Raw genomic sequence first — 20,974 nt, 5'->3', positions numbered from 1 at the left:
GATGATAGCATACTCTCGTCGGATATGTACTCGAACGGGGGACGGGAGAGCGTCCGCGACGCACAGGAGGGACGACCGTGTTCGGACTGAGCGACTCGTTCCGGCGCGGCGTGGCGTTTCTCGTCGTCGGGACGGTCGTGCTGGTCGCGGCGTTCGGCGCGAGTTGGGCGCTCGCGCCCGACACCGAGACCGTCCCCCGAGTCGCGGACGCCGACAACACGTCCGTACTGGTGGGCGTGCAGGGACCCGGCCCGAACGGGAACGTGACCGGACTCGACGGGCGCGGCGACGTGCGCTGGAGCATCGGTGACATCATCAGCTACCAGAACGTCCAGACACTCGACAACGGGTCCGTGTTGGCGACGTTCGCGGCGGGCGACTACCAGAACTGCGGTCCCTACGACTCGCCCTGCAAGCGCACCGGGGTCCGCATCATCGAACCCGAACCCGAACCGCGCGTCGTCTGGCAGTGGAGCTATCCGGTCCGAACGCGCGAGGACAGCGAGGTTCACGACGCCGAGATGCTCCCGTCGGGGAACGTCCTCGTCGCCGACATGGAGTTCGAGAGCATCTTCGTGCTGAATCCGAAGACCGGCGACCGCGTCTGGACGTGGAACGCCAGCCAGCACTACGGCGGCCCGGACGACCCGACGACGACCGACTGGCTCCACCTCAACGACGTGGACCGCATCGGAGACGGTCGCTACCTCGTCTCGATTCGGAACATGAACCAACTGCTCGTCGTGGAGCGCGGGTCGGGCGTGGTCGAGGTAGTGAACGAGAACCCCGACTCGGGCGTGCTGAACAAGCAGCACAACCCCCACTGGCTCGGCGAAGACGCGGTCCTCGTCGCCGACTCCGAGAACCACCGCGTGGTCGAACTCCACCGGAACGACACGACCGGCGAGTGGGAGGAGGCGTGGTCGGTGGCGAAGGTCGGCGGCATCCCGCTCGACTGGCCGCGCGACGCCGACCGCCTCCCGAACGGCAACACCCTGATAACGGACAGCCGAAACAACCGCGTGGTCGAGGTGCGCGAGAACGGGACCCTCGCGGCGAGTTACTCGGTCCCGTCGCTCCCCTACGAAGCCGACCGCCTCCCCCACGGGGAATCGGCCGCGGACTCGGTGTCACCCTACGGAAACAGTCACACGGCCGACGTGGGTCTCTTCGACCGGAAGGTTCCGGTCCTCTCGACGCTCCTCGCGGGCGCTCGTCACGTCGTCGCGCTCCCCTACTGGGTGTCGGAGCTTCACCTGTTGGCGGTCGGCGTCGCGGCCGTCTTCTGGATTCGCGGGGGCTACCTCTTGGCTCGCGCGGGGTTAGGGAAACAGTGATGGCGCTCGCGGCGTGACTGTCGGCTATGAGCGACACGGGCGGGAGTTCGGACGCCGAGGGCGACGGAACGGCCGAGCGAGGCGGCCGACCGTGTCCCATCTGCGAGGAGTCGATGTACCACCGCCACTGCAAGTACGTCTGCCCGAACCACGGCGTCATCATGGACTGCGCCGACACCTTCTACTGACCGCCGCCGTCACTTCGCTCGCTCGTCGCCGACCGGCCGGTCCCCGTCGCCGACCGCTTACTTCATCGTCACCCACGTCAGGAACGCGACGGCGACGAACTGGAGACCGCGAAGCACCAGCACGGCCTGCTGGACGGTCGGGTCCCCCGAGTAGAGCATCTTCATACTGAAGAAGAAGTAGATGGCGACCACGTTCTCGGCGAGCATGACGCTCCCGAACGCGACCAGTCCGAGCAGCAGCGACGTGCGGAACTTCCGGTAGTTGCGCACCCACACGGTCGTGAGCAGACCGAGCAGGAGGATGTTCACGACCGCGATTCCGCTGGCGAACTGTATCGTACTCATGTTATCGGCTCCGTGTCATTCGATGTGTTCCATGATCTCCTCGAACGCTTCGCGGTGCTGTTCGAACTGGTCGGTGAGGAAGTAGAGTTTCCCGTACTCGTTGTCGCCGGGGTCGACCACGTCGTGGTCCGCCAGCATGTCGAGGTGGTGGCGGACCGTCTTATAGCGCACGTCGAGAACCTCCGCGAGTTGGTTGGCGTTGCGTGGGCGCTCCGAGAGCGCGCGGATGATGCGCGCGCGGTTCTCCCCGCCGCGCGTCGCCGTGAGCAGGTACCAGAGCGCCTTGTCCATCGCGCTGTCCCTCGGTTATCAGTCACGGCCCTTATACTTACGGCTCGACGCGTCTGGAGACCCATCCGGTCGGGCCGCTGGGGAACGACTCGCTCTCCTCGCTCGGTTGGAGGGTCCCCTCGCCGTCGGTCGCGCGCACGACCACCTCGTGCGGGGCCGCGGCCTCGTAGGTGTACTCCCACTGTCGCCACGCGTCCTCGGCCGATTCCGCCCGCCCGCCCGACGGACCCCGCTCGCCGGTGCCCGCGGGGAGCGGGTCCGAGAGAGTCGCTTCGCTCCACGACGCGCCGCCGTCGGTGGAGACCTCGACCTTCCGAATCCCCCGCGTGCCCGCGTAGGCGTGCCCGCCGACCTGAATCTCGCCCCCGTCGAGGTGGTTGACGGCGTGGAGTTTGGCGACGGTGTTGACCGGGCCGGTGCCGTGCCACCCGCGCTTCTCCCAGTAGCCCTTCGCCTCCCGTTCCAGCACCTCGATTTCGGTGAGCCACTTGACGTTTATCTCGCCCCAGTGGCCCGGAATCAGCGCTCGCACGGGGTAGCCGTGACTGCGGGGGAGTCTCCGGCCGTTCATCTCGAAGGCCAAGAAACCGTTCCGGAGGGCCGACAGCGGGAACTCCTCGAAGTAATCGTCGGCGGCCCGGAGCATGACACAGCAGTTGCCCGAGGTGTCGATACCGGCCGCGTCGAGCAGGTCGGTCACCGGCACGCCGGTCCAGAGCGCGGTGTCCATCTTCTTGCCGTTCAGTCCCTCGCCGACGCACCGCAGGGTGACGAACCGGTGTTCGACCGACTCGGACATCCCCGCGATTTCGTCGTAGCCGAACTCCACGTCCTCCTCGACAGCACCGGTCACGCGCAGCGTCCAGTTCTCGCGGTCCACCGTAGGGTCCACGTTGTTGATGTCCACTTGATAGAACTGTTCGCTGACGAGCGGTTCGATGCCCTCCACGTCGAGCGACCGTCCCTCGGCCTCGCCGAGGAGCGACTCCACGTCGGCCGAGACCGACCCGTCGTCCGGGGCCGGAATCTCGTCGCCTCGGCCGGACCCGAGGACCGCACCCGTCCCGCCGACCGCGAACGCACCCGCGAGGGCCTGAAGGACGCGCCGCCGGGGTGCTCCGGGGACGGTCGAATCGGACCGGTTCGCGCCACCGCCGACCGACGCGAGACCCGCGACGAGACCCGCGCTCGCGCCCGCGGCCAGCGTGGAGGCGGCCGCCCCCGTGAGCGCCAGCGCCGCGGCGACACCGGCCACGGCGACGACCGGCGACGCCGGGACCTCGAACCGGGCGGCGAGCGCGATTCCGACCGCGCTCGTCAGGGCGAACAGTCCCACCGTGAGCGCGAGCGCCAACAGGAATCCGAGTTGGCTCCCGAGGTTGCCGAGGGTCTGGATAGACCACGTGATTACCGCGTCGGGCGTCGAAGCGACGACGAAGTCGCTCACCGGCGCGGCGACGAACGCGGGCGTGAAACCCACCGCGGCGTACGACCCGCCGACGGCCGCGACGCCCGCCGAGGCGGCGACCACGGCCGATTCGAGCAGGGGGCGGTCGCTATCCTCGGCAGGCGTGTCCGAGCGGTTCGCCGACTCGCCGGGTCCGTCAGTCACGGTCGCCCCCGCGCGACGTACAGCGCCGCCGCCAGTGCGGCGATTGCCGCCCCGATTCCGAACCCGGGCGCGAACGCGCTCGACCCGTTCGCGGGTTCGCCGGTCGTGTCGTTCATCGAGTCGTCCATCTCCGTGGTTTCGTCGGCCATGGAGTCGTCCATCTCCGTGGTGTCGTCCGCCATCGAATCGCCGCCCATCGACTCGTCCGAACAGGCGGTCGTCTCGCTCGTCGAGTCGTCCGTCATCCCAGTCGTGGTGCCGTTCGTCGAACCGGCCATGGACTCCGTGGTGGTCTCGTTCGACATCTCGTCCATCGACTCGTCGTCCATCGACTCGGTCGTTTCGCCCATGGAGTCGTTCGTCGAATCGCCGCCCATCGTCTCGGTCGTCTCCATCGTTTCGGTCGTCTCACCCATCGTCTCGGTCGTCTCCATCGTTTCGGTCGTCTCACCCATCGTCTCGTTGGCCATCATCCCGTCGTCGGTCGTCGGGCCGCACTCGGCCACCGTCTCTTGAGCCGTAATCGGTGCGACGAAGACTGTCAGCACGACCAGCGCCAGCGTAACCGGTGTTGCGAATCGCATGGTTCTACCCGCGAGAGCTATCCTAAAAGGAGTTTTTCGGACTCTCGCCCACTTCGTTCTGGGTCCGTTCCGACTCCGTTCCAATTTCGTTCCGAGTTCGGCGCGGTCTCACCTTCGGCGGTAACGACCCGACGGTCGCGGCCGACCTACCGCCGGGCGCTCACGGCGCGGTAGGCCGGACCGGCGAGGAGCGCGACCGCCACCGCGGCCGCCGCGGCGACGAGTTCCCAACTCACCGCTGTCAGGCCGGTGGTCGAGAGGCCGTCGAGCGAACTCCCCGCCAGCACGGCCGCGACGGTCCACGGAATCTCGCCGACGGCCGTCCCGACGACGAACGCACCGGTGGAGACCCCGGAGAGACCCGCCGCGGCCGAGACGGGGTCGGAGGGCGCGGGCGCGAGTCGGGAGGCCACCATCCCGCGAAGGTCGCCCGTCGCGGCGAAGAACCGCTCGCCGGAGTCGCCGAGGCGCGCGACCAGTCCCGACCCCGCGCCGAGGTAGCGCGCGACGAGAAACGGCACCAGCGCGCTCGCGGTCGTCCCGGCGAGCGCGACGGGAAAGCCGACGACGGGACCGTAGGCGTACCCCGCGAGGACGGCCACGAGCGTGGTCGGCCACGCGAACAGCGGTCGGACGAGATAGACGCCCACGAGCAGGACGCCGAAGCGGACCGGCCGGTCGGCGAGTCGTCGGGCGGTTGCCAGAAGGTAGTCCGGTCCGGCGAGGACGCTCGCGGCCGCGGCGACGGCGAGGAGGGCGAGTCCGGCCACTTGACGGCGCGGGACGGCGGTCATCGCTCCGTGGGTTTTCGTTCGGCGGGTATCCTCTTTTTGGGTCGGACCGCGGGTTTCGGCCGGAATCGGCGTTCGACGCCGTCGGGGTCGGTCCCCGTCTCGCGCAACCTTTAATCCGTCTCGCGGACGACTCCGAAGCGATGGCCGACGACGCCGCAGGCGAGGACGCCGCGCCCGGCGACTCCGACAGCGACGCGGACCGCGAGAACGGAGACGCCGACCCCGTGGAGGTCGGCGTCGAACTCCTCTCGAAGCTCGAACACCCCGAGCTATCGGTCGCCGAGGCCGTGGACCGAATCGAGACCGTCACCACGCACCCCGCGACCACGCGGAAGATTCTGGACGAGGCCGAGAAGCGGGGCTTCATCGAGCGCGAGGACGGTATCGTGAAGACCACCGGCGGCGGGTACGTCAGTTTCCAGAGCGAGGTCGTCACCAAGGAGGGCGAGTTCTCGTGTCGGCGCTGCGGTGCGGGCATCTCGACGGGGTACTTCATCAAACTCGATGCAGGAGAACACGGCGCGTTCGGCCCGGAGTGCATCCGGAAGGTCACCGGTCGGGACTGAGCGTCCGAGGCGAGAAGTCCGACCCGCGCTCACCGACCGCGACTGAGTTCCTCGATGAGCGTCTCGAGCGTCCGCTGCTGTTCGGCGAGCAGTTCGTTCTGGCGCTGGACCGCCTCGGTCAGCGCCGCCAGTTGCTCCTCGGTGGTGTCGCGCTCGGTCTCCGAACTCGCCGGTTCGAAGCCGGAGTCGGCGAAGCCCTCCGAGTCACTCACGTCGTCCGAGCCAACTGTCGCGTCGCGGTCAGCCTCCCCGTCCGACTCGCCGTTCTCGGTCGTGTCGCCGGTTGTCGTCGCGGTGGCGGTCCCGTTCGCGTCGGCGGGGTCGTCGGTCAGAGCCACGTCGTCGGTGTCCACCGAGTGCGTGGGGCCGTCGGCCGCAGACGCGCTATCGTCGGTCTGCGTGTCGGTCGAACCGGCGTCGGCACCCGCAGCGGGTTCCGACGCGTTCGCGCTCGCTGCGGCGGCCTTCGCCGCGGCGTCGCTCGCCTCGGCGGCGCTCACCGCGTCCTCGTCGTCACGCTCGGCCGTCGCCACGCTCTCCTCGTTCTCGATAATCGCACCGTCGTCGTCGAGTTCCGGCGGGTTGGCGTCGATGGGAGCGACGCCGCCACCGGCCAGCGGGTCGGCGTCACCGTCGCTCGCGGACTCGGTCTCGGCGGACTGCTCGCCCTCGCCCTCGGCCTCGGCGTGGTCGTCCGGGTCGGCGTGTTCCCGGGCGAACTCCTCGTACGAACCCTTGTCGTGGTGTTCGAGCAGTGCGCGCTCGATGCGCTCGCGGACCTCTCGGGTCTGGTCGCTCGGGGTCTTGATGCGCTGGGGCCGTCCGGCGCTCTCGATGATAATCTGGGAGGAGACGCTGCCTTTCTCCACGTCGAGGGCAGTCACGTCGTCGAAGTGGAACTCCTCGTAGTCCTGGTCCCAGACCGCCGCGCCGACGTGCTTGACGACGCGTTCGCTGGTGATGACTAGCGTGAGTTCGCTGAACTGGTACGTCTGCTTGACCGTCTCGTCCGGGCCGGTCACGTCCGCGGCGTTCAGCACGCCCGCCAGCACGGGGTGGAGCGCCTCGTAGAGTCGGTTGCTCGGCACCTTGAACTTCTCCTCGCCGTCGATACCGTAATCGAGTTCGACCGACGACTTCCGTCGTCCCTCCGAGATTTCGATTCGCTCGGCCTCGTGCGGGTACTCCTCGACGGACTCGTCGCTCAGGAGTCCGTCGGCGCGGTAGATGAGGGTCCGCGTGCGGGTCACGTAGAGACCGTCCTCACCGCCGAGGGACACCTTCGCCGCGACCTGTTCGCCGTCGAGTCGGGACTGTACGATTCCGGGAACGTTCATGCTCAGGTATGATTATCCCCCCGGCTTAAATCCGCCGGGTGAGTGTCGCGGTTTATTCACGCGGTGTGACACGCCTCAGTCCGCGAGCGCGACGGTCGGTCAACCGTTCGTCGTCGTGGGTTCGTCGCCCTGCCGCCGAAGTTCCCGCCGACCGCGGGAACCTCCGTGCTTCGGTGTGGCGAACCCGTTCGAGATGAGAACTTTAAAGAGTAGAACCGCCCTACTCGAAACCGAGCCCGGGTGGCTTAGCTGGACATAGCGCCGCACTCATAGGGTTACTGAGATTCGGTGCTCAGGCCTTGGAAGCCTCCCATGCCCAAGGGGCCCGCCGAGCCTCGTACCTGGGTCATGCGGAGATCGAGGGTTCGGAGCCCTCCCCGGGCATTTTCACGATTCTGTTTCGACCATTAGCTTCTGCTCTCGGCGATAACCCGTCGATTCCGTCACTAATTATCGGACACTAAAACCCGTATTGTAGGATACGTAACGGGTTTTTATTCCGGGGTCGAACCGTCTCGACGAGGGATGAGACGACGATACCACGCCCTGATACTGGCGACAGTCCTCCTCGTATCGGCCGCTACACCGGTACTCGGCGCACAGGCGAGTGCCGAGTTCGACCACAGTCACGTCACTACCGACGCTGGCGATACGGTCGAAATCCCGGTCACAGTCACGAACACCGACTCCGCAACCGTTCGAATCGGCTCCGAGGCGGTGAATTACGTCGCGACCGTCACCCTCCGAGACGGGAACGACGACCAGACCGTCACACTCCGGTACGACACTCGGAAAGCGGGGCACGGCGGTGTGTTCTCGGTCACCGACGACGCCGACGAGGTCACGGTGCGAAGCGAAACCGAATTCGACGACGGCCAACGCCTCGACCCGGGCAATTACGAACTCGCAGTCGCGCCCGGCAACGGGAGTCTCGACGAGACAAGCGACGTCGCGACGCTCGTAGTGACCGAACCGACACAGTCTACCTCGAACAGTGCACCGGCGACGACTACCACCAGCGAGTACGCCGGTCACGTGGTGGACGTTCGGGGAGGCGTCACGGTCGCCCCGGCGGTGAACCAGACGATCACCGGCGATATCGACCTCGAACCCGGGACGCCCGTTCAGGTCCGTCTGAAGTCGACCAACGGCACGCAGTTCCTGAAGTCCGGGGAGACGACAGTCACCGAGAACGGGCGGTTCCGCGTTTCGTTCGACTTCACCGGTCTCGAGGCCGAATCGGGGAACCGGACGGAGTTCAGAATCGAGGTTCGCGCCGACGGCGAGGTCGAGAAGGAAGCCAGCGGCGTGGTTCGGACGCCGCCGACGAACGAGACGACGACAACGACGACGAAGGCCGGGAGCGTCCCCGGGTTCGGTCTCACGACCGGCGTCGTCGCGCTGATAGCGGTCTCGGTCCTCGCACTTCGGGCGGAGTAGTCCGCCGAAAGACGCTCGCCGAACTGCCGCTACGGCCCGTTCTCCGGAAGAAACTCTTTTTCGCTCGGACGGCCGCCAGAAGTGACACCGCCGAGGCGAGTCGTCCGGCCTCGTTCAGTTCGACCGCGTCGTCGCCAAGGGCACAGCCGACGTGGACCCGCAGTTCGGACACGCACGCTTGACGGGGCGAACGCCGTCTTCGGTGTCGCGGCCGATTCTGGTCTCGGTACACTCCGTACACTGAAGCGCGTGAACGACCATCGCTATTCGGCTCGCGTGAGGGAGTCGTCGGTTTCGTCGAGCGCCGCCACTCGGTCGACGACGGTCTCCAGCCGACTCGTCGCAGTCACCGTCTCCCCGTCGTAGACCAGCAACCCGGCGTCGGCCAGTCGCGGCAGGTGGTTGTGGTGAAGCGCGATGCGGGTCCGACGACGAGCGCCCTCGTCGGTGTCGGTCGTCAGCCTCTCAGCCAGACGTTCCCGCTCGACGGTCTCGGACTCGTGGAGAGCCGAGATAATCGCTTCGCGGACGGGATTGCTCAGTAGGTCGAACGTCGTTTCGCGGTTCGCGTGTTCGGGGTTCGTAGTTACGGCCATGGTGGATAGAGTGCGGGCAGGGAGACCCGCTCGTACGTCGTCTCCACTCAGGGAACCCTCGTAAACACCGCCATCAGTCCCGTCGGTTCCGTTCGGTTTCGACCGTTGCGGCCGTCTCCGAAACCAAGCACGTCGTCGCGTTGCCGCTGAGATTCGCGACGCGTCTGCGGTTCGGCGAATCGAGAGTGTCTCAGCGGACTCCCCCGTCGTTCACCTGACGAAATCGAGGCCGTAGACGTTCAGTTTCCCCTTCCCGCCCGAGATTTGGAGGCTCCGGGCAGGGTTGTCTGTTTCGACGATACCGCTTTCGAGAACGGTGTCGGAAGGTCCGTGAGTCACAGTCACGGTCACGGTCGTCTCCAAGAGTCCATCTCTGTTCGTCACGTTCGGACCGTGGACGAGAAGTGTTCCGGAACCGGTCCCTTCGAGTACGTTCCAACGACCGGCCTTCTCTTTGCTTACTCCCGTCGGCCGCCTACTGTCGCCACTCAGGAAATCAGCCACGTCCTCGCCGGTCTTCGTCACGTACTCGTACGCCTGATTGTTCCCCTCGTTGTTTATCCGACAGTCGAGACCTCCTTTGACGCTGAAGTTCACCTCGTAGGCGTCGAACTTCGGGAGTTTTCCGGAGTCGTAGTCTATCTTCCTGCCGGACGTGGTGTCGAGGAGTTTCCGCCGGGCCGCACCGGAACCGGTCGCGTGCCCGAGTTCACCGGTCTCCACCGAATCGAACGACGGTGACTTGCCCGACGTAGCGAGTTTCTGCCACTCCGACCCGTCGCCGAGATACTCGTTTTCGGTGTCGGTTGCGAGGAACTTGGTCCCGGCCTTCGGGGTGTACTCCGAGAGGTTCTCCTCCGTGTCTCGAATCTCGACGTCCCCGTCGATTCGCTCGAAGTTCTCGTTCAGCGGAACGTGCCAGTCGGTCGCCCCTTCTTCGGGCGTGTTGTAGCCGTGATTTTCGGTCATCGTCAGCCTCCGTATCCGAGTGTTCCGTACCCCTGAACGCCGTACTCGTCCGAGGCGGACGTGGTCGTTTCCGACGACTCGACCGGGGTCGTCGTATCGCCGGGGACACCCGTAGTTCGGGCCGTAGTTATCTCGGTCGTTACCGTTCCACCGTATCCGTGCGTCGTCTCGGTCTCGGTCTGCGTCGGTTCACGTCCGTCCTGACCGCTACATCCCGCGAGGAGTCCTGCCCAGACGGTGGTCAAAAGTGTACGGCGTCGCATAGCACCTTCGTCTCAACCATCTATCAAAAATGCTTCGGTTGATACGTTTGTACAACGAACTTCGGGTGGGTCAGCGCTCCTCTAGTTCAGTCGTCTCGACCTCACCGTCGAGATACCGCTCGCCGAGCGGACTGATGGTGTAGATGTCGCTTCCGAGGTGTTCCACCAGACCGTACGACGCCAGCGTCCGACAGCGCTCGGCGACCCGTTCACGGGGGAGCGGTAGTTGTGCGGCGATGGCAGTGAACGTATCCTTACGCTCGGTACGGAGCAAGGCGAGCAAGTGGTCGTCCTCGGGTCGCATCCAGTCTCCCTGCTCGCACATGAGTAGTCGTTTCTCGCGCGGCACCTTCATCCTTTTCTGCCGGTGTCGCGCTCGACCGGGATGTCCGCAGAGAGAACCCCCGGTCGAAACGTACCGTGCGCTTGGAGGGTCCCTGATTTTGGGTCGTCGCGAAACAGGCAACACCTGATTACCACGTTTCACCGACGGGTAACCCCACATTTCTACACATAATTAAAATGAAGAAAAAACGCTCATAACCGGTTTTAAATTTTATAGAGCTATTAGAGCTCGTTATAAAATGTACTGTTTTCGTTCGTCCAGTGGATGAACGGTTCTGAAATCGCGCTAACACTCTTCCCGTTATATGACCCTCGCCCTCCAACGAAGGAACGAGGACGGAACGCCCATGACCGAATCCCCCCTCCAAAACGAAAGCAAGTCCGCCGTCGGTTCCTCGGCAGACGCCGGTGAGACGACCGCGACGAGTCGCCGACTCGCCTCCCTGTCTGACCGCTATCGAGAGCACACCCTCACGACGCCACTGGAAGTCGTCAGTTTCTGGTCGGCGATCGCCCTCCCGTTCCTCTACGTGCCGCTGCTGCTGACTGGCATCTCGACGCAGGGTGAACTGCTGACGTTCGTCGGCCTCCTCGTCCTGAACCTCGCGGCCCTCCTCGCAGGTCACGGACACAAGCGAGAGTGACGACGCTTCGGCCCTCCATCCTTTCTCCGAACTTCTCACACACCTGTCCAGTGACAGGTCGGTTCCGTACGTACGGGCGAACAGTGCATAGCGACCTGCGATACCGCGACCGACGACCTGACTGGCGAGTATCTCGAACGAGTAGCCGTGGGAGAGCGACAGACTCAGAGGGCAGTCCGCGCGGACTGGGGGTCAGTCGTGACGACGCCCTCGCTCCCCCTCTGGGCGGCCACCACTATCTCGCGCGGTTCGCCGCCGGGCGCGAACAGCGTCACCGTGTAAACCAGCGAGTCGTTCCGGGTTCCGAGTTCGACTTCGGTTACGGTCTGGTTCGCGGGGTCGGACTCGGTCTGGTTCACCGCGAGTCGCACCGCCTCGGCGGCCGACCGAAGCGAACTCGTGTTGCGGGCCTCGTCGGGCACCCCGTCGTTCGACCCGAACAGGTCGCCGAGGATGCCGCCGCTCTCGTTCGCCCGCGTCGTGTCGATTACCGTCGCGTTTCCGGCGTACACCTCCACCGTGAGGAGCGTCCCGTTAGCCGCCAGCGCGTCGAGTTCGTAGACGAACGTGGACCGCTGTAGTTCTCCGCCTCCCTCACCGTGAAGTCTCGCTCCGACCACTGTCCCGTTCGTCCGGTTCTCGACCGTCCGTATCGCTTCGATGGTCTTGTTCGACGGGACAGTGGAGGCGTTCTCGCTCTCGTTCTGAAGCGCGACCGCATCGTCTGCGACCGCAATAGTCGTCCGCTGGACGGTGCTGCTCTGCTTCGTGTCGAACGTGGCGACGCCGCCGACGGTACCCGCGACGAGGAGGATGCCGATTCCGACCGCGAGGACCGTCGAGTGCGTGATGGTGAACCCCTTCATCAGAAGTACGTGCTATACCAGAGTTACAGGAAAAGCAATTGTGGCCAGACGACCGGCGGGGGAGGCAGAGTTCGGTCGGTATCCGTCCGGCTTCAGCGTTCCTGCAGATACAGGGGCACCAGCAACGAGAGAGCGAACACCGAAACCGCAGGATGGGAGAGCGAATCCACGCCGAAGAAGTACAGCGAACTGTTCACGGCGACGGCCACCAGTCCGAGAACGAACAGTGCCGTGGCGGCCCGCGACCGAGTCGGTTCCGGACGGACTTGCTCGGAGACGACGCCGACGAACTCGGTACCGCGGTCAGTCATTGCGGCGTGGTGTTCGTCGGGCGGGTAAAGTCCTTGTGGAGTCACTCTCTCGTGACCGCGGCCCTGATTCGAGGGAGTTCGCGGGCCAGTACCTTCCGTTTCATCAGGCAGAACCCGGCGAATATTATCAGGAACCCTCCGGCGGTAGTGAGGTCGATGCTCTCGCCGAGGAACCACCACCCCGAGAGCGCCGCGAACACCGGCGCGACGTAGGACACCAGATTGATCTCGATGGGACCGAGGCGGTCCAGCAGGTCGAAGTAGACGAGGAATCCGAGCGCGCTCGCGGCGATAGAGAGGTAGGCCATCGCGGCGATGGCCTCGGGCGTCCACCGAATCGCGGCGAACGACTCGGTCGGTCGGGCGACGCTAACGACGTGCATCATCACTGCGCCGAGAATCATCGACCACGCCTCCATCGTCTCGATGGGCAGTTCGGCCTCGATGCGCCGAGTCAGGACGCTCCCGAGCGCGAACGACGCGGCCGCGGCGAACACCAGCGACTTGCCGACCACGCTGGCGGTCACGAGGTTGTTCGGGTTCGGGTCGCTCAGGACCACGACGCCGACGAGACCCAGCAGCAGACCCGCGATGCCCGCCGGAGTCAGACGCTCGCTCGGGAGGAGGACCCGCGCGAATCCGGTCGTGAGGACGGGACTGAGGCTGACGACGACCGCCGCGACGGCGCTCGTCACGCTGGCGTACCCCTCGCCGACGAACAGGAAGGCGTGGTAGGCGGCTATCATCAGCGACCCGCCGACGAGGACGAGCGCCCACTCGCTCCGACCGCGGGGCCGCAAGCGGTCGGTCGCGTAGGCGGCGTACCCCAACATCAGGACGCCAGCGATGTCGTACCGAATCGCGGCGAAGAGGACCGGCGGGAAGTATTCGAGTCCGGCCTTGATGGCCATGAACGCCGACCCCCAGACGGCGGCCAGCACGACGAACAGCGCGACGTTCCGGTATCTGGTCACGACGGAACTGGACGCCGCCGGGGAGTCAACGTTTCGAAGGACGACAGGGTTTGCCGGTTACGCGACCGCCCGACTCAGGCGACTCGTTCGTCGGCGGCTCGGCGCTCGTCGCGGACCGCTCGAAGCACGTCCTGACGGGCGACGATGCCGAGCAGTCTGCCGTCGTCGTCCACGACCGGGAGGCGGTTGATGTCGCGCTCGTCGTCGGCCAACAGGTCGAGGATGCGGTCGAAGTCGGTCTCGGGTTCGACCGTCACTACGTCGGCGGTCATCACGGTCCTGACCGGCTTTCCGGCGTGTTTCAACAGGTCGAGTTCCGTGTCGAGGTCGTCCCACGAGAGGTCGATGGCGTACTCGAGGGTCTCGAGGAACGGCGGGAACCCGACCGGAATCCAGAGCGTCCGGTCGCTGGGTTGGAAGATGTGGACGAGGTCGTGCTGGGTCACGATACCGACCACGCGCTCGTCGTCGTCCACGACGGGGAATCCGTTGAAGTCCGCCGTCGCGAGACGGATCAGGACCTCGCTTATCTCGTCGTCGGGGTGGACCGTCTCTACGTCGGTCGTCATCAGGTCACGGGCGTTCACGTTCGAAGCCGAGGTGGCCGCGGTCCGTATCGTTTCCGGTTACGCGACAGGTTCCGATGGCTATCAGTCGCTCGCTCGGGAGTCACCGGCTTTCCGGTCGGCCCGCGACGGCGGCGGAATCTGTGCCTCGCTCGACGACGGCCGTTCGGGAAGGAGACACCGGTCGGTCTCGCGGTTGACGTGGGCGTACTCCTCTGGCGAATTCGCCAGCGAGTGAGCGGGGTTCCGACCGCTCTCGACGACCGCGGCCCGAATCTCGCCGAACCCGCAGATGCGCGCTCGAATCCCGCGCCAGTGGTGCTTGCTCGCCGACGGGACCGTGAGTTTCCGCGGCGGCGTGTGGTCGGTCCGACGAGTCGCCAGCGCCGCGCTGTTGACGTTCGCGGCGAGGTCGTCGTGGTCCACGAGGACGCCGACGCGACACCCCGTCGGCGCGTGGGACGCGAGTACGTCGAGTCCGAGGTGGAGCGCTCGGTACTCCGCGATGTTGTTGTCGGCGACAGTCGCGTCGGGGACGGAGAGACGAGTGACTCGCTCGCTGTCTCGCGTCTCGATGATGACGCCGAGTCCACCGTCGTCGCTCTGGAGGTCGTAGGAACCGTCCGCAGCGACGTAGAAATCGCGGTGATGCGTCCGCGGCGGATGAGCGATGTGCGGCGTGGGCGATTCGTCGAACAGTGCCCGGAGTGGGGAGGAACGGCCGTGAACGGCCATATTTTCCGTTTCGAGTCCGGACAACTTAAGCTTACGGCCCGAACCCTCCTGACGGACGAACGAACCCCGAGCGCGGCGAGTGATGTGTGTCACCACAGCATATTTATGTCCGAGTAGATGTTGTAGTGGATATGGCGCACGACGACAGCACCTCTCGACGGAAATTTCTGACGGCCGCCGGGGCGGCGGCCGCGACTGCTTCGTTCGCGGGTTGTACCGGCGGCGAGAGCGGGCAGGAGACGACGACCGAGACGGACACGACGACGGAAGAGACCACCGAGGCAGGGACCGAGACGACCCAGAGCGGGGACGCGGGGGAGTTCCCGGTCACCATCACGCAGGGCCAGATGCCCTCGACGCTGGACCCGCAGAACCACCGCGAGACGCCGACGGACAAGTGGTTCTGCACGTCTACGAGGGACTCCTCGGCCGGGACCAGAAGGGGAAAATCGTCCAGAAGCTGGCGACCAAGTACGAGCGACAGGAACCGGGCCGCGTCCGGTTCACCATCCGAGAGGGCGTCACCTTCCACAACGGCGACCAGCTAACGCCCGAGGACGTCGCCTTCAGCATCAACCGCATCGTCAAAGAGGGCGTCGGCATCGCGAGTCCGCAGTCCGACCAGCTCGCTGGCGTCACGGGCGCGAAGGTCGTGGACGGTCAGCGTGCGGTGGACGTGATGTCCGACGGCGTCAACCCCGTCGTCTTCTCGCTGTTCGCCACGTACTGCGACGTGATGCAGAAGTCGTGGGTTCAGGACCGGTCGAAGTCCGAGATAGCCCAGCAGATGAACGGGACCGGCCCGTTCAAACTCGAAGAGTACCAGTCGGACGTGAAGGTCGTACTCTCGCGCAACGAGGACTACTGGCGCGACCCGGCCGCGGTTTCGACGCTGACGTTCCGCGCGGCCAAGGAGTCCAGTACCCGAGTGAACCAACTGCTGGAGGGCGAAACTGACGTCGTCGTCAACGTTCCGCCCCAGGACATTCCGCGCGTCAAGGACTCGGGCAGCGCCCGAATCAGCGCGGCACCGAGTACCCGCATCATCTACAACGCGATGAAGTACAACGTGGAACCGTTCTCCAGTCCGAAGTTCCGCCGCGCGATGAACCACGCGGTGGACCTCCAGAGCATCATCGAGAACGTCCTGTCGAGTTTCGCCGACCCGACGGGGCAGCCGACCCTCGAAGGCTTCTTCGGCTACAACTCGGACGTGAACCCGTACCCGCACAACAAGTCGAAGGCCGAGACGCTGGTCGAGGAGAGCGGCCACGCGGGAGCCTCCATCACGCTCCACACGCCGGTCGGTCGCTACCTCAAGGACGTGGAGATCGCCCAAGCGGTCGCCAACCAGATCGACCAGCTCTCGAACGTCTCCTGCTCGGTCAAGCAGCGCGACTTCGCCACGCTGGCGGGCGAACTCACCGACGGGAAACTGGAGACGAGTCCGGACTTCTACCTCATCGGCTGGGGCAACGCGACGTTCGACGCGAGCCAGACCATCATCCCGTTGCTGACCACCGACGGTGCGCTCACCTCGTACAGCAACGACAAGGTGGACAGTCTGATGGAACAGGCCCAGAGCCAAGGCAACGAGAGCAAGCGCGACCAGACGCTCCAGCAGGTCAACCAGATTCTCCACGACCAAGCGCCGTGGATATTCCTGAACCGCCAGTACAGCGTCTACGGCGTGCGCAGTCGGGTTCAGTGGAAGGCTCGCCGCGACGAGCGCATCGACGCCTACGCGATGGCACCGGCCGAAGGTCAGTAAGCTCCAACCGATGTTTTCGTTTCGACGGAGTGATGCCTGATGTCGATGGGACGATTCCTGCTCAAGCGTAGCGCACAGGGGATACTGGTCGTCTGGGGCGTCGTGACCGTGGTGTTCGGGTTGCGTTACATCACGCCGGGCAACCCGGTGACGTTCGTCGCGCCGCTCGACGCCAGCCAGGAGTTACGCCAGCAGATAGCCGCGGAGCTGGGTCTGAACCGACCGTTCTACGTCCAGTACTTCGACTACCTCTGGGGCCTGTTGCAGGGCGACATGGGCTTCTCCTACATCCGCGGCACCGAAGCGAGCAGCATCATCTTCGCCCGACTCCCGGCGACCCTCGAACTCGCAGTCGCCGCGAGCATCGTCGCGGTCGTCATTTCGATTCCGCTGGGCGTCGTCTCGGCAACGCGCCGACACGAACCGGCCGACTACGCGGCGACCAGTTTCTCGCTGGTCGGCATCTCCACGCCGAACTTCTGGCTCGGCATCATGCTGGTGCTGATCCTGTCGGTCCAGTTCGGCCTGTTCCCGACCAGTCGCCGCGGAATCGGATTCCTCCCGGCGGTGGCGATGCTGTTCACCGAGTTCGAGTTCTCCGGACTCGTCACGTGGCTCGCCCACATCACGCTCCCGGCGATTACCCTCGGGACGTACTTCACCGCGCTCATCACGCGACTCACCCGGAGCGGGATGCTGGACGAACTCGGCAAGCCCTACGTCCGGTCGTCGCGGGCGAAGGGCCTGCCCGAGACGCTGGTCCGGTACAAGCACGCGCTCCGGAACACGCTGATTCCGGTCGTCACCGTGCTGGGTCTCCAACTTGGCACGCTCATCGGCGGCGCGGTCATCACCGAAGCCGTCTTCGCGTGGCCCGGACTGGGCACCCTGCTCATCAACGCCATCAACGCCCGCGACTGGCCGCTGATTCAGGGGTCGCTCATCGTCATCGGCACCGGATTCGTCGTCATCAACATCTTCGTGGACGCGCTGTACGCCTACATCAACCCGCAGGTGGTTCACTAATGTGGCCTCTCGATGAACTCGTCGACCTGTTCTGGAACGGACTCAAGCGGGGCGTCTCTCCGCGGACCGTCCGAAATCTCCGGAAGGAGCTTCGTCAGAGCGCGCTGGCGAAGATCGGTATCGTCGTCGTGGTCGCAATCGTGCTGGTGGCGCTGTTCGCGCCCCTGCTCGCACCGCACAACCCCACGAACCAACACCTCGACGAGTCCCAACTGCCGCCGCTCGGATTCAGCAAGACCTCGACGCAGACCAGTTCCGAGATGGTCAACGGGTCCGTCGAGGTCGTCAACGAGACGGTCACGGTTTCGGCGACCCCGAAGTACCCCCTCGGAACCGACTCGCTCGGCAGGGACATGCTCTCGCGGGTCATCTACGGCGCGCGGACCTCCCTGCTCGTCGGACTCCTCGGCACGGTCATCGCCGCCACCGTCGGCGTCACCGTGGGACTGGTCGCGGGCTACTACGGCGGGAAAGTGGACGACGCGCTGATGCGGAGCGCCGACATCATGCTCGCGTTCCCGTCGCTGGTCTTGGCCGTCGCGCTGGTCGGCCTGTTCGGGAGGGCGGTCGTGCAAGTGCCCGACCCGCTCGTCGAACTCGGCGTGACGCCGAACATGCCCGAGACCTTCGCGCTCCCGGGGACGGTCATCCTCGTCGTCGGACTGGTCAACTGGGTGTGGTTCGCGCGGGTCGCCCGCGGCGAGGCGCTCTCCATCGAGGGCCAGGAGTACGTCAAGGCCGCCCGCTCGGTGGGCGCTGGCGACGGGTTCATCCTTCGCAAGCACATCCTGCCCAACAGCGTGACACCGATACTCGTGCTGGCGACCATCCAGATAGCGGCCATCATCCTGCTCGAGTCCGCCCTGTCGTTCCTCGGCTTCTCGGGGACCAGCCTCTCGTGGGGCTTCGACATCGCGCAGGGCCGGGATTATCTGGCGTCGTCGTGGTGGATTTCGACGGTTCCCGGTATCGCTATCGTGCTGACGGTCATCGGCATCAATCTCGTGGGCGACTGGCTTCGTGACGCCTTGGACCCCGGTATCGAGGGCGAAGGAGGTGGCGTCTGATGGCAGACGACCTCCTCCGCGTCCGGGACCTCTCGACGCGGTTCTTCACCGAGGACGGGCAGGTCAACGCGGTCGAGTCCGTGGACTTCGACGTGCGCGACGGCGAGGTCTTCGGCATCGTCGGCGAGTCGGGGTCGGGCAAGAGCGTGACCGCGCTCTCGGTCATCGACCTCGTGGAGTCGCCGGGCCGCATCACCAGCGGCGAGGTCTGGTACCGAAACGCCGACCTCGCCGACGAAGTCCGCGACGACACGCCGGAAGCCGTGGACGGCGAGTTCGTGGACGTGCGCCGGGTGCCCGAGAACGTCCGGCGCGCGCTCCGCGGGCCGTCGTTCAGCACCATCTTCCAAGACCCGATGAGCAGTCTGAACCCCTCGCTGACCGTCGGCGAGCAGATAGCCGAGGCGGTCGAGGTCCAGCGCCGCGCGCGCTCGAACCCGCGGACGACCCGGTCGCGCACGCAGGGGTTCGGCCTGACCGACCTGCTCGCGAGTACGGTCTTCCCGTCTCGGAGCTACGTCAGCGAGGAGAGTCGGGCCGAGGCCATCGACCTGCTCGAACAGGTCGGCATCCCGGACCCCGCCGAGCGCGCCGACGAGTACCCACACGAGTTCTCCGGCGGGATGCTCCAGCGGGCGATGATAGCGCAGGCGCTGGCGGGCGAACCGGACCTGCTCATCGCCGACGAACCCACCACTGCGCTCGACGTGACGATTCAGGCCCAGATTCTCGACCTCCTGCGGGACCTACAGGAGGACACCGGGATGAGCATCGTGATGATAACGCACAACCTCGGGGTAATCGCGCGGATGTGCGACCGAGTCGGCGTGATGTACGCGGGCGAAATCGTCGAACGCGGCACGCTCGAAGACGTGTTCGACGACCCGGTCCACCCCTACACGAGGGGACTGCTCGGGTCGATTCCGGACATGGACGACCCCGCGCCGCGCCTCCAACCCATCGAGGGCAACGTGCCGAACCTCTACGCCGACGAGATGGAGGACCGATGTTACTTCGCAGACCGCTGTCCGAAAGCGATGGAGGAGTGTCTGGACCACCCGCCGGAGTTCGACGTGGAGACGGGCGAACCCAGCGGCGGGCGGACCGAGACCGGCGAACACGGCGCGCGGTGCGTCCTCGCTCAGCACGAGTACGACCCCTCGCGGGCGCTCCCGGAGGACTACTTCCGGAGCGAGGACGACACCGAGTCCGAGCGCGAGTCCCAGACCGAGGAGGTGAGCGCGGATGACTGACCCGCTCGTCCGCGTCGAGGACCTCCAGAAGTACTACTACGAGCAGGACAACCTCACGGACCGACTGCTCGGCAAGGAACCCGAGAGCGTGCAGGCCGTGGACGGCGTGAGCTTCGAGGTCCGCGAGGGCGAGACGCTCGGACTGGTCGGCGAGTCGGGATGCGGGAAGTCGACCACCGGCGAGACCCTGCTCAACCTCCGCGAACCGACCGGCGGTGCGGTGTACTTCGACGGCGAGAACGTCTTCGAGAACGACGACCTGACCGAGTTCCGCGAGCGCGCCCAAGTCGTCTTCCAGGACCCGTTCTCCAGTCTCGACCCGCGGATGACCGCGGGCGAAATCGTGCGCGAACCGCTGGACGTTCACGGTCTGGGCACGAAGGCCGAGCGCCGCGAGCGCGTCGCGGAACTGATGGAACGAGTGGGCCTGTCGGCCGGGCAGACGGACCGCTACCCCCACGAGTTCTCGGGCGGACAGCGCCAGCGCATCGGCATCGCACGGGCACTGGCGCTCGAACCCGACTTCATCGTCTGCGACGAACCGGTGTCGGCGCTGGACGTGTCGGTGCAGGCCCAGATTCTCAACCTGCTGGAAGACCTGCAGGAGGAGTTCGGTCTCACCTACCTGTTCATCGCCCACGACCTGAGCGTCGTCCGGCACATCTCCGACCGCGTGGCCGTGATGTATCTGGGCGAAATCGTCGAAATCGGCCCCGTGGACGAGATATTCGAGAACCCGGGTCACCCCTACACCGAGGCGCTGCTGGAGAGCGTCCCGCGCGCGGACACCAGCGAGCAGGGCCGCGACGTGGAAACGCTGGCGGGCGACGTTCCCTCGCCGCGGAACCCGCCGTCCGGATGCCGGTTCCACACTCGCTGTCCGTACGCCCGCGAGGCCTGCGCCAGAGAGGACCCCGACGGATACGAAGTCGAAGGCGACGAAGACCATCGCGCGGCCTGCTTCCGGCGAGTGGACGACCACGAGTACTGGTCGAGTCCGCCCCTCGACGAGGACGGGCGGACGGCCGAAACGACCGCCGACGACTGACGGTCGGATCGTCCTCCGTCCTGAATAGTCGGGCAGTATCCTTTTC

The 20,974-nt window shown here is 65.8% G+C and carries 24 protein-coding genes, 1 tRNA gene and 1 pseudogene; 11 read left to right on the top strand and 15 right to left on the bottom strand.

Annotation, left to right across the window (positions count from 1 at the left end; genetic code table 11):
* The first annotated feature begins 77 nt into the window (after positions 1 to 77).
* Positions 78 to 1,337 (top strand): arylsulfotransferase family protein, encoded by a 1,260-nt coding sequence (locus NGM06_RS01845; RefSeq protein WP_254268664.1) that lies wholly within the window; start codon positions 78 to 80, stop codon positions 1,335 to 1,337.
* Between the two features lie 98 nt (positions 1,338 to 1,435).
* Positions 1,436 to 1,525 (top strand): HVO_2523 family zinc finger protein, encoded by a 90-nt coding sequence (locus tag NGM06_RS24230; RefSeq protein WP_303659014.1) that lies wholly within the window; start codon positions 1,436 to 1,438, stop codon positions 1,523 to 1,525.
* A gap of 57 nt (positions 1,526 to 1,582) precedes the next feature.
* On the opposite strand, the gene NGM06_RS01835 is transcribed toward NGM06_RS24230, so the two are convergent.
* The 5 genes from NGM06_RS01835 to NGM06_RS01815 form a co-directional block, all read right to left on the bottom strand.
* On the bottom strand, positions 1,583 to 1,870 hold the full coding sequence (locus NGM06_RS01835) for a DUF8036 family membrane protein (RefSeq protein ID WP_254268663.1): 288 nt from the start codon (positions 1,868 to 1,870) through the stop codon (positions 1,583 to 1,585).
* A gap of 15 nt (positions 1,871 to 1,885) precedes the next feature.
* Entirely contained in the window at positions 1,886 to 2,161 is a 276-nt protein-coding gene (locus NGM06_RS01830) for an ArsR/SmtB family transcription factor (RefSeq protein ID WP_254268662.1), read from the bottom strand.
* Between the two features lie 37 nt (positions 2,162 to 2,198).
* A complete protein-coding gene (locus NGM06_RS01825) occupies positions 2,199 to 3,773 on the bottom strand; it encodes a molybdopterin-dependent oxidoreductase (RefSeq protein ID WP_379793034.1) in 1,575 nt (524 codons plus the stop codon).
* Positions 3,770 to 4,357, bottom strand: a complete 588-nt coding sequence (locus tag NGM06_RS01820; RefSeq protein ID WP_254268661.1) for a hypothetical protein — start codon at positions 4,355 to 4,357, stop codon at positions 3,770 to 3,772. Before NGM06_RS01820 ends, NGM06_RS01825 begins: the two co-directional genes overlap by 4 nt.
* 146 nt (positions 4,358 to 4,503) lie before the next feature.
* Positions 4,504 to 5,151, bottom strand: coding sequence for a TVP38/TMEM64 family protein (locus NGM06_RS01815; protein ID WP_254268660.1), 648 nt, complete (start codon positions 5,149 to 5,151; stop codon positions 4,504 to 4,506).
* A 140-nt stretch (positions 5,152 to 5,291) separates the two neighbouring features.
* Here NGM06_RS01815 and NGM06_RS01810 point away from each other — a divergent pair, with 140 nt between their 5' ends.
* Entirely contained in the window at positions 5,292 to 5,717 is a 426-nt protein-coding gene (locus tag NGM06_RS01810) for a DUF5830 family protein (RefSeq protein ID WP_254268659.1), read from the top strand.
* Positions 5,718 to 5,746: 29 nt separating this feature from the next.
* Here the strand turns inward: NGM06_RS01810 and NGM06_RS01805 are convergent, their stop codons facing one another.
* Positions 5,747 to 7,054 (bottom strand): DUF7115 domain-containing protein, encoded by a 1,308-nt coding sequence (locus NGM06_RS01805; RefSeq protein ID WP_254268658.1) that lies wholly within the window; start codon positions 7,052 to 7,054, stop codon positions 5,747 to 5,749.
* Between the two features lie 234 nt (positions 7,055 to 7,288).
* On the opposite strand from NGM06_RS01805, the gene NGM06_RS01800 reads away from it, so the two are divergent.
* Both NGM06_RS01800 and NGM06_RS01795 read left to right on the top strand, forming a co-directional pair.
* Positions 7,289 to 7,438, top strand: a tRNA-Met gene (locus NGM06_RS01800).
* A 141-nt stretch (positions 7,439 to 7,579) separates the two neighbouring features.
* Positions 7,580 to 8,494, top strand: a complete 915-nt coding sequence (locus NGM06_RS01795) for a DUF7827 domain-containing protein (protein ID WP_254268657.1) — start codon at positions 7,580 to 7,582, stop codon at positions 8,492 to 8,494.
* 263 nt (positions 8,495 to 8,757) lie between these two features.
* Here the strand turns inward: NGM06_RS01795 and NGM06_RS01790 are convergent, their stop codons facing one another.
* From NGM06_RS01790 to NGM06_RS01775, 4 genes are all read right to left on the bottom strand, one after another.
* Positions 8,758 to 9,090 carry a DUF7344 domain-containing protein gene (locus tag NGM06_RS01790; RefSeq protein ID WP_254268656.1) on the bottom strand — a complete coding sequence of 111 codons (333 nt, stop codon included), beginning with the start codon at positions 9,088 to 9,090 and terminating at the stop codon, positions 8,758 to 8,760.
* A gap of 210 nt (positions 9,091 to 9,300) precedes the next feature.
* The gene (locus NGM06_RS24430; protein WP_379793031.1) at positions 9,301 to 10,059 is read right to left on the bottom strand and encodes a hypothetical protein; all 759 of its coding nucleotides are present in this window, start codon (positions 10,057 to 10,059) and stop codon (positions 9,301 to 9,303) included.
* A 2-nt stretch (positions 10,060 to 10,061) separates the two neighbouring features.
* The gene (locus tag NGM06_RS01780) at positions 10,062 to 10,322 is read right to left on the bottom strand and encodes a hypothetical protein (protein WP_254268655.1); all 261 of its coding nucleotides are present in this window, start codon (positions 10,320 to 10,322) and stop codon (positions 10,062 to 10,064) included.
* A 70-nt stretch (positions 10,323 to 10,392) separates the two neighbouring features.
* Positions 10,393 to 10,647, bottom strand: a complete 255-nt coding sequence (locus tag NGM06_RS01775) for a winged helix-turn-helix domain-containing protein (RefSeq protein ID WP_254268654.1) — start codon at positions 10,645 to 10,647, stop codon at positions 10,393 to 10,395.
* Positions 10,648 to 11,014: 367 nt separating this feature from the next.
* Here NGM06_RS01775 and NGM06_RS01770 point away from each other — a divergent pair, with 367 nt between their 5' ends.
* Positions 11,015 to 11,311 carry a DUF8028 family protein gene (locus NGM06_RS01770; RefSeq protein ID WP_254268653.1) on the top strand — a complete coding sequence of 99 codons (297 nt, stop codon included), beginning with the start codon at positions 11,015 to 11,017 and terminating at the stop codon, positions 11,309 to 11,311.
* A 164-nt stretch (positions 11,312 to 11,475) separates the two neighbouring features.
* Here NGM06_RS01770 and NGM06_RS01765 read toward each other — a convergent pair whose 3' ends face one another.
* The 5 genes from NGM06_RS01765 to NGM06_RS01745 form a co-directional block, all read right to left on the bottom strand.
* Entirely contained in the window at positions 11,476 to 12,177 is a 702-nt protein-coding gene (locus NGM06_RS01765) for a PepSY domain-containing protein (protein WP_254268652.1), read from the bottom strand.
* Between the two features lie 92 nt (positions 12,178 to 12,269).
* A complete protein-coding gene (locus NGM06_RS01760; protein ID WP_254268651.1) occupies positions 12,270 to 12,488 on the bottom strand; it encodes a hypothetical protein in 219 nt (72 codons plus the stop codon).
* Positions 12,489 to 12,529: 41 nt separating this feature from the next.
* A complete protein-coding gene (locus NGM06_RS01755) occupies positions 12,530 to 13,462 on the bottom strand; it encodes a DMT family transporter (RefSeq protein WP_254268650.1) in 933 nt (310 codons plus the stop codon).
* 74 nt (positions 13,463 to 13,536) lie between these two features.
* A complete protein-coding gene (locus NGM06_RS01750) occupies positions 13,537 to 14,031 on the bottom strand; it encodes a CBS domain-containing protein (protein WP_254270059.1) in 495 nt (164 codons plus the stop codon).
* A gap of 81 nt (positions 14,032 to 14,112) precedes the next feature.
* The gene (locus NGM06_RS01745; protein ID WP_254268649.1) at positions 14,113 to 14,763 is read right to left on the bottom strand and encodes a ribonuclease H family protein; all 651 of its coding nucleotides are present in this window, start codon (positions 14,761 to 14,763) and stop codon (positions 14,113 to 14,115) included.
* A 131-nt stretch (positions 14,764 to 14,894) separates the two neighbouring features.
* On the opposite strand from NGM06_RS01745, the pseudogene NGM06_RS01735 reads away from it, so the two are divergent.
* From NGM06_RS01735 to NGM06_RS01715, 5 genes and pseudogenes are all read left to right on the top strand, one after another.
* A pseudogene (locus tag NGM06_RS01735) lies at positions 14,895 to 16,534 on the top strand (ABC transporter substrate-binding protein).
* A gap of 39 nt (positions 16,535 to 16,573) precedes the next feature.
* Positions 16,574 to 17,560 (top strand): ABC transporter permease, encoded by a 987-nt coding sequence (locus NGM06_RS01730; protein WP_254268647.1) that lies wholly within the window; start codon positions 16,574 to 16,576, stop codon positions 17,558 to 17,560.
* Positions 17,560 to 18,627: an ABC transporter permease gene (locus tag NGM06_RS01725; protein WP_254268646.1), complete on the top strand. Its 1,068-nt coding sequence runs from the start codon at positions 17,560 to 17,562 to the stop codon at positions 18,625 to 18,627. The genes NGM06_RS01730 and NGM06_RS01725 overlap by 1 nt, the downstream gene beginning before the upstream one ends.
* Positions 18,627 to 19,880, top strand: coding sequence for an ABC transporter ATP-binding protein (locus NGM06_RS01720; protein ID WP_254268645.1), 1,254 nt, complete (start codon positions 18,627 to 18,629; stop codon positions 19,878 to 19,880). The genes NGM06_RS01725 and NGM06_RS01720 overlap by 1 nt, the downstream gene beginning before the upstream one ends.
* Positions 19,873 to 20,928, top strand: coding sequence for an ABC transporter ATP-binding protein (locus NGM06_RS01715; protein ID WP_254268644.1), 1,056 nt, complete (start codon positions 19,873 to 19,875; stop codon positions 20,926 to 20,928). The genes NGM06_RS01720 and NGM06_RS01715 overlap by 8 nt, the downstream gene beginning before the upstream one ends.
* The last annotated feature ends 46 nt before the right edge of the window (positions 20,929 to 20,974 follow it).

It is taken from the genome of Halorussus aquaticus (assembly GCF_024218795.1).
GTDB lineage: Archaea > Halobacteriota > Halobacteria > Halobacteriales > Haladaptataceae > Halorussus > Halorussus aquaticus.
This window is presented reverse-complemented; position numbering and strand designations above follow the sequence as displayed.

What these genes read in the sequence shown, in the direction of transcription:
- NGM06_RS01835 (WP_254268663.1), bottom strand. Translation starts at nt 1,870, where the DNA reads ATGAGTACGATACAGTTCGCCAGCGGAATCGCGGTCGTGAACATCCTC.
- NGM06_RS01830 (WP_254268662.1), bottom strand. Translation starts at nt 2,161, where the DNA reads ATGGACAAGGCGCTCTGGTACCTGCTCACGGCGACGCGCGGCGGGGAG.
- NGM06_RS01820 (WP_254268661.1), bottom strand. Translation starts at nt 4,357, where the DNA reads ATGCGATTCGCAACACCGGTTACGCTGGCGCTGGTCGTGCTGACAGTC.
- NGM06_RS01815 (WP_254268660.1), bottom strand. Translation starts at nt 5,151, where the DNA reads ATGACCGCCGTCCCGCGCCGTCAAGTGGCCGGACTCGCCCTCCTCGCC.
- NGM06_RS01810 (WP_254268659.1), top strand. Translation starts at nt 5,292, where the DNA reads ATGGCCGACGACGCCGCAGGCGAGGACGCCGCGCCCGGCGACTCCGAC.
- NGM06_RS01805 (WP_254268658.1), bottom strand. Translation starts at nt 7,054, where the DNA reads ATGAACGTTCCCGGAATCGTACAGTCCCGACTCGACGGCGAACAGGTC.
- NGM06_RS01795 (WP_254268657.1), top strand. Translation starts at nt 7,580, where the DNA reads ATGAGACGACGATACCACGCCCTGATACTGGCGACAGTCCTCCTCGTA.
- NGM06_RS01790 (WP_254268656.1), bottom strand. Translation starts at nt 9,090, where the DNA reads ATGGCCGTAACTACGAACCCCGAACACGCGAACCGCGAAACGACGTTC.
- NGM06_RS24430 (WP_379793031.1), bottom strand. Translation starts at nt 10,059, where the DNA reads ATGACCGAAAATCACGGCTACAACACGCCCGAAGAAGGGGCGACCGAC.
- NGM06_RS01780 (WP_254268655.1), bottom strand. Translation starts at nt 10,322, where the DNA reads ATGCGACGCCGTACACTTTTGACCACCGTCTGGGCAGGACTCCTCGCG.
- NGM06_RS01775 (WP_254268654.1), bottom strand. Translation starts at nt 10,647, where the DNA reads ATGTGCGAGCAGGGAGACTGGATGCGACCCGAGGACGACCACTTGCTC.
- NGM06_RS01770 (WP_254268653.1), top strand. Translation starts at nt 11,015, where the DNA reads ATGACCGAATCCCCCCTCCAAAACGAAAGCAAGTCCGCCGTCGGTTCC.
- NGM06_RS01765 (WP_254268652.1), bottom strand. Translation starts at nt 12,177, where the DNA reads ATGAAGGGGTTCACCATCACGCACTCGACGGTCCTCGCGGTCGGAATC.
- NGM06_RS01760 (WP_254268651.1), bottom strand. Translation starts at nt 12,488, where the DNA reads ATGACTGACCGCGGTACCGAGTTCGTCGGCGTCGTCTCCGAGCAAGTC.
- NGM06_RS01750 (WP_254270059.1), bottom strand. Translation starts at nt 14,031, where the DNA reads ATGACGACCGACGTAGAGACGGTCCACCCCGACGACGAGATAAGCGAG.
- NGM06_RS01745 (WP_254268649.1), bottom strand. Translation starts at nt 14,763, where the DNA reads ATGGCCGTTCACGGCCGTTCCTCCCCACTCCGGGCACTGTTCGACGAA.
- NGM06_RS01730 (WP_254268647.1), top strand. Translation starts at nt 16,574, where the DNA reads ATGTCGATGGGACGATTCCTGCTCAAGCGTAGCGCACAGGGGATACTG.
- NGM06_RS01725 (WP_254268646.1), top strand. Translation starts at nt 17,560, where the DNA reads ATGTGGCCTCTCGATGAACTCGTCGACCTGTTCTGGAACGGACTCAAG.
- NGM06_RS01720 (WP_254268645.1), top strand. Translation starts at nt 18,627, where the DNA reads ATGGCAGACGACCTCCTCCGCGTCCGGGACCTCTCGACGCGGTTCTTC.
- NGM06_RS01715 (WP_254268644.1), top strand. Translation starts at nt 19,873, where the DNA reads ATGACTGACCCGCTCGTCCGCGTCGAGGACCTCCAGAAGTACTACTAC.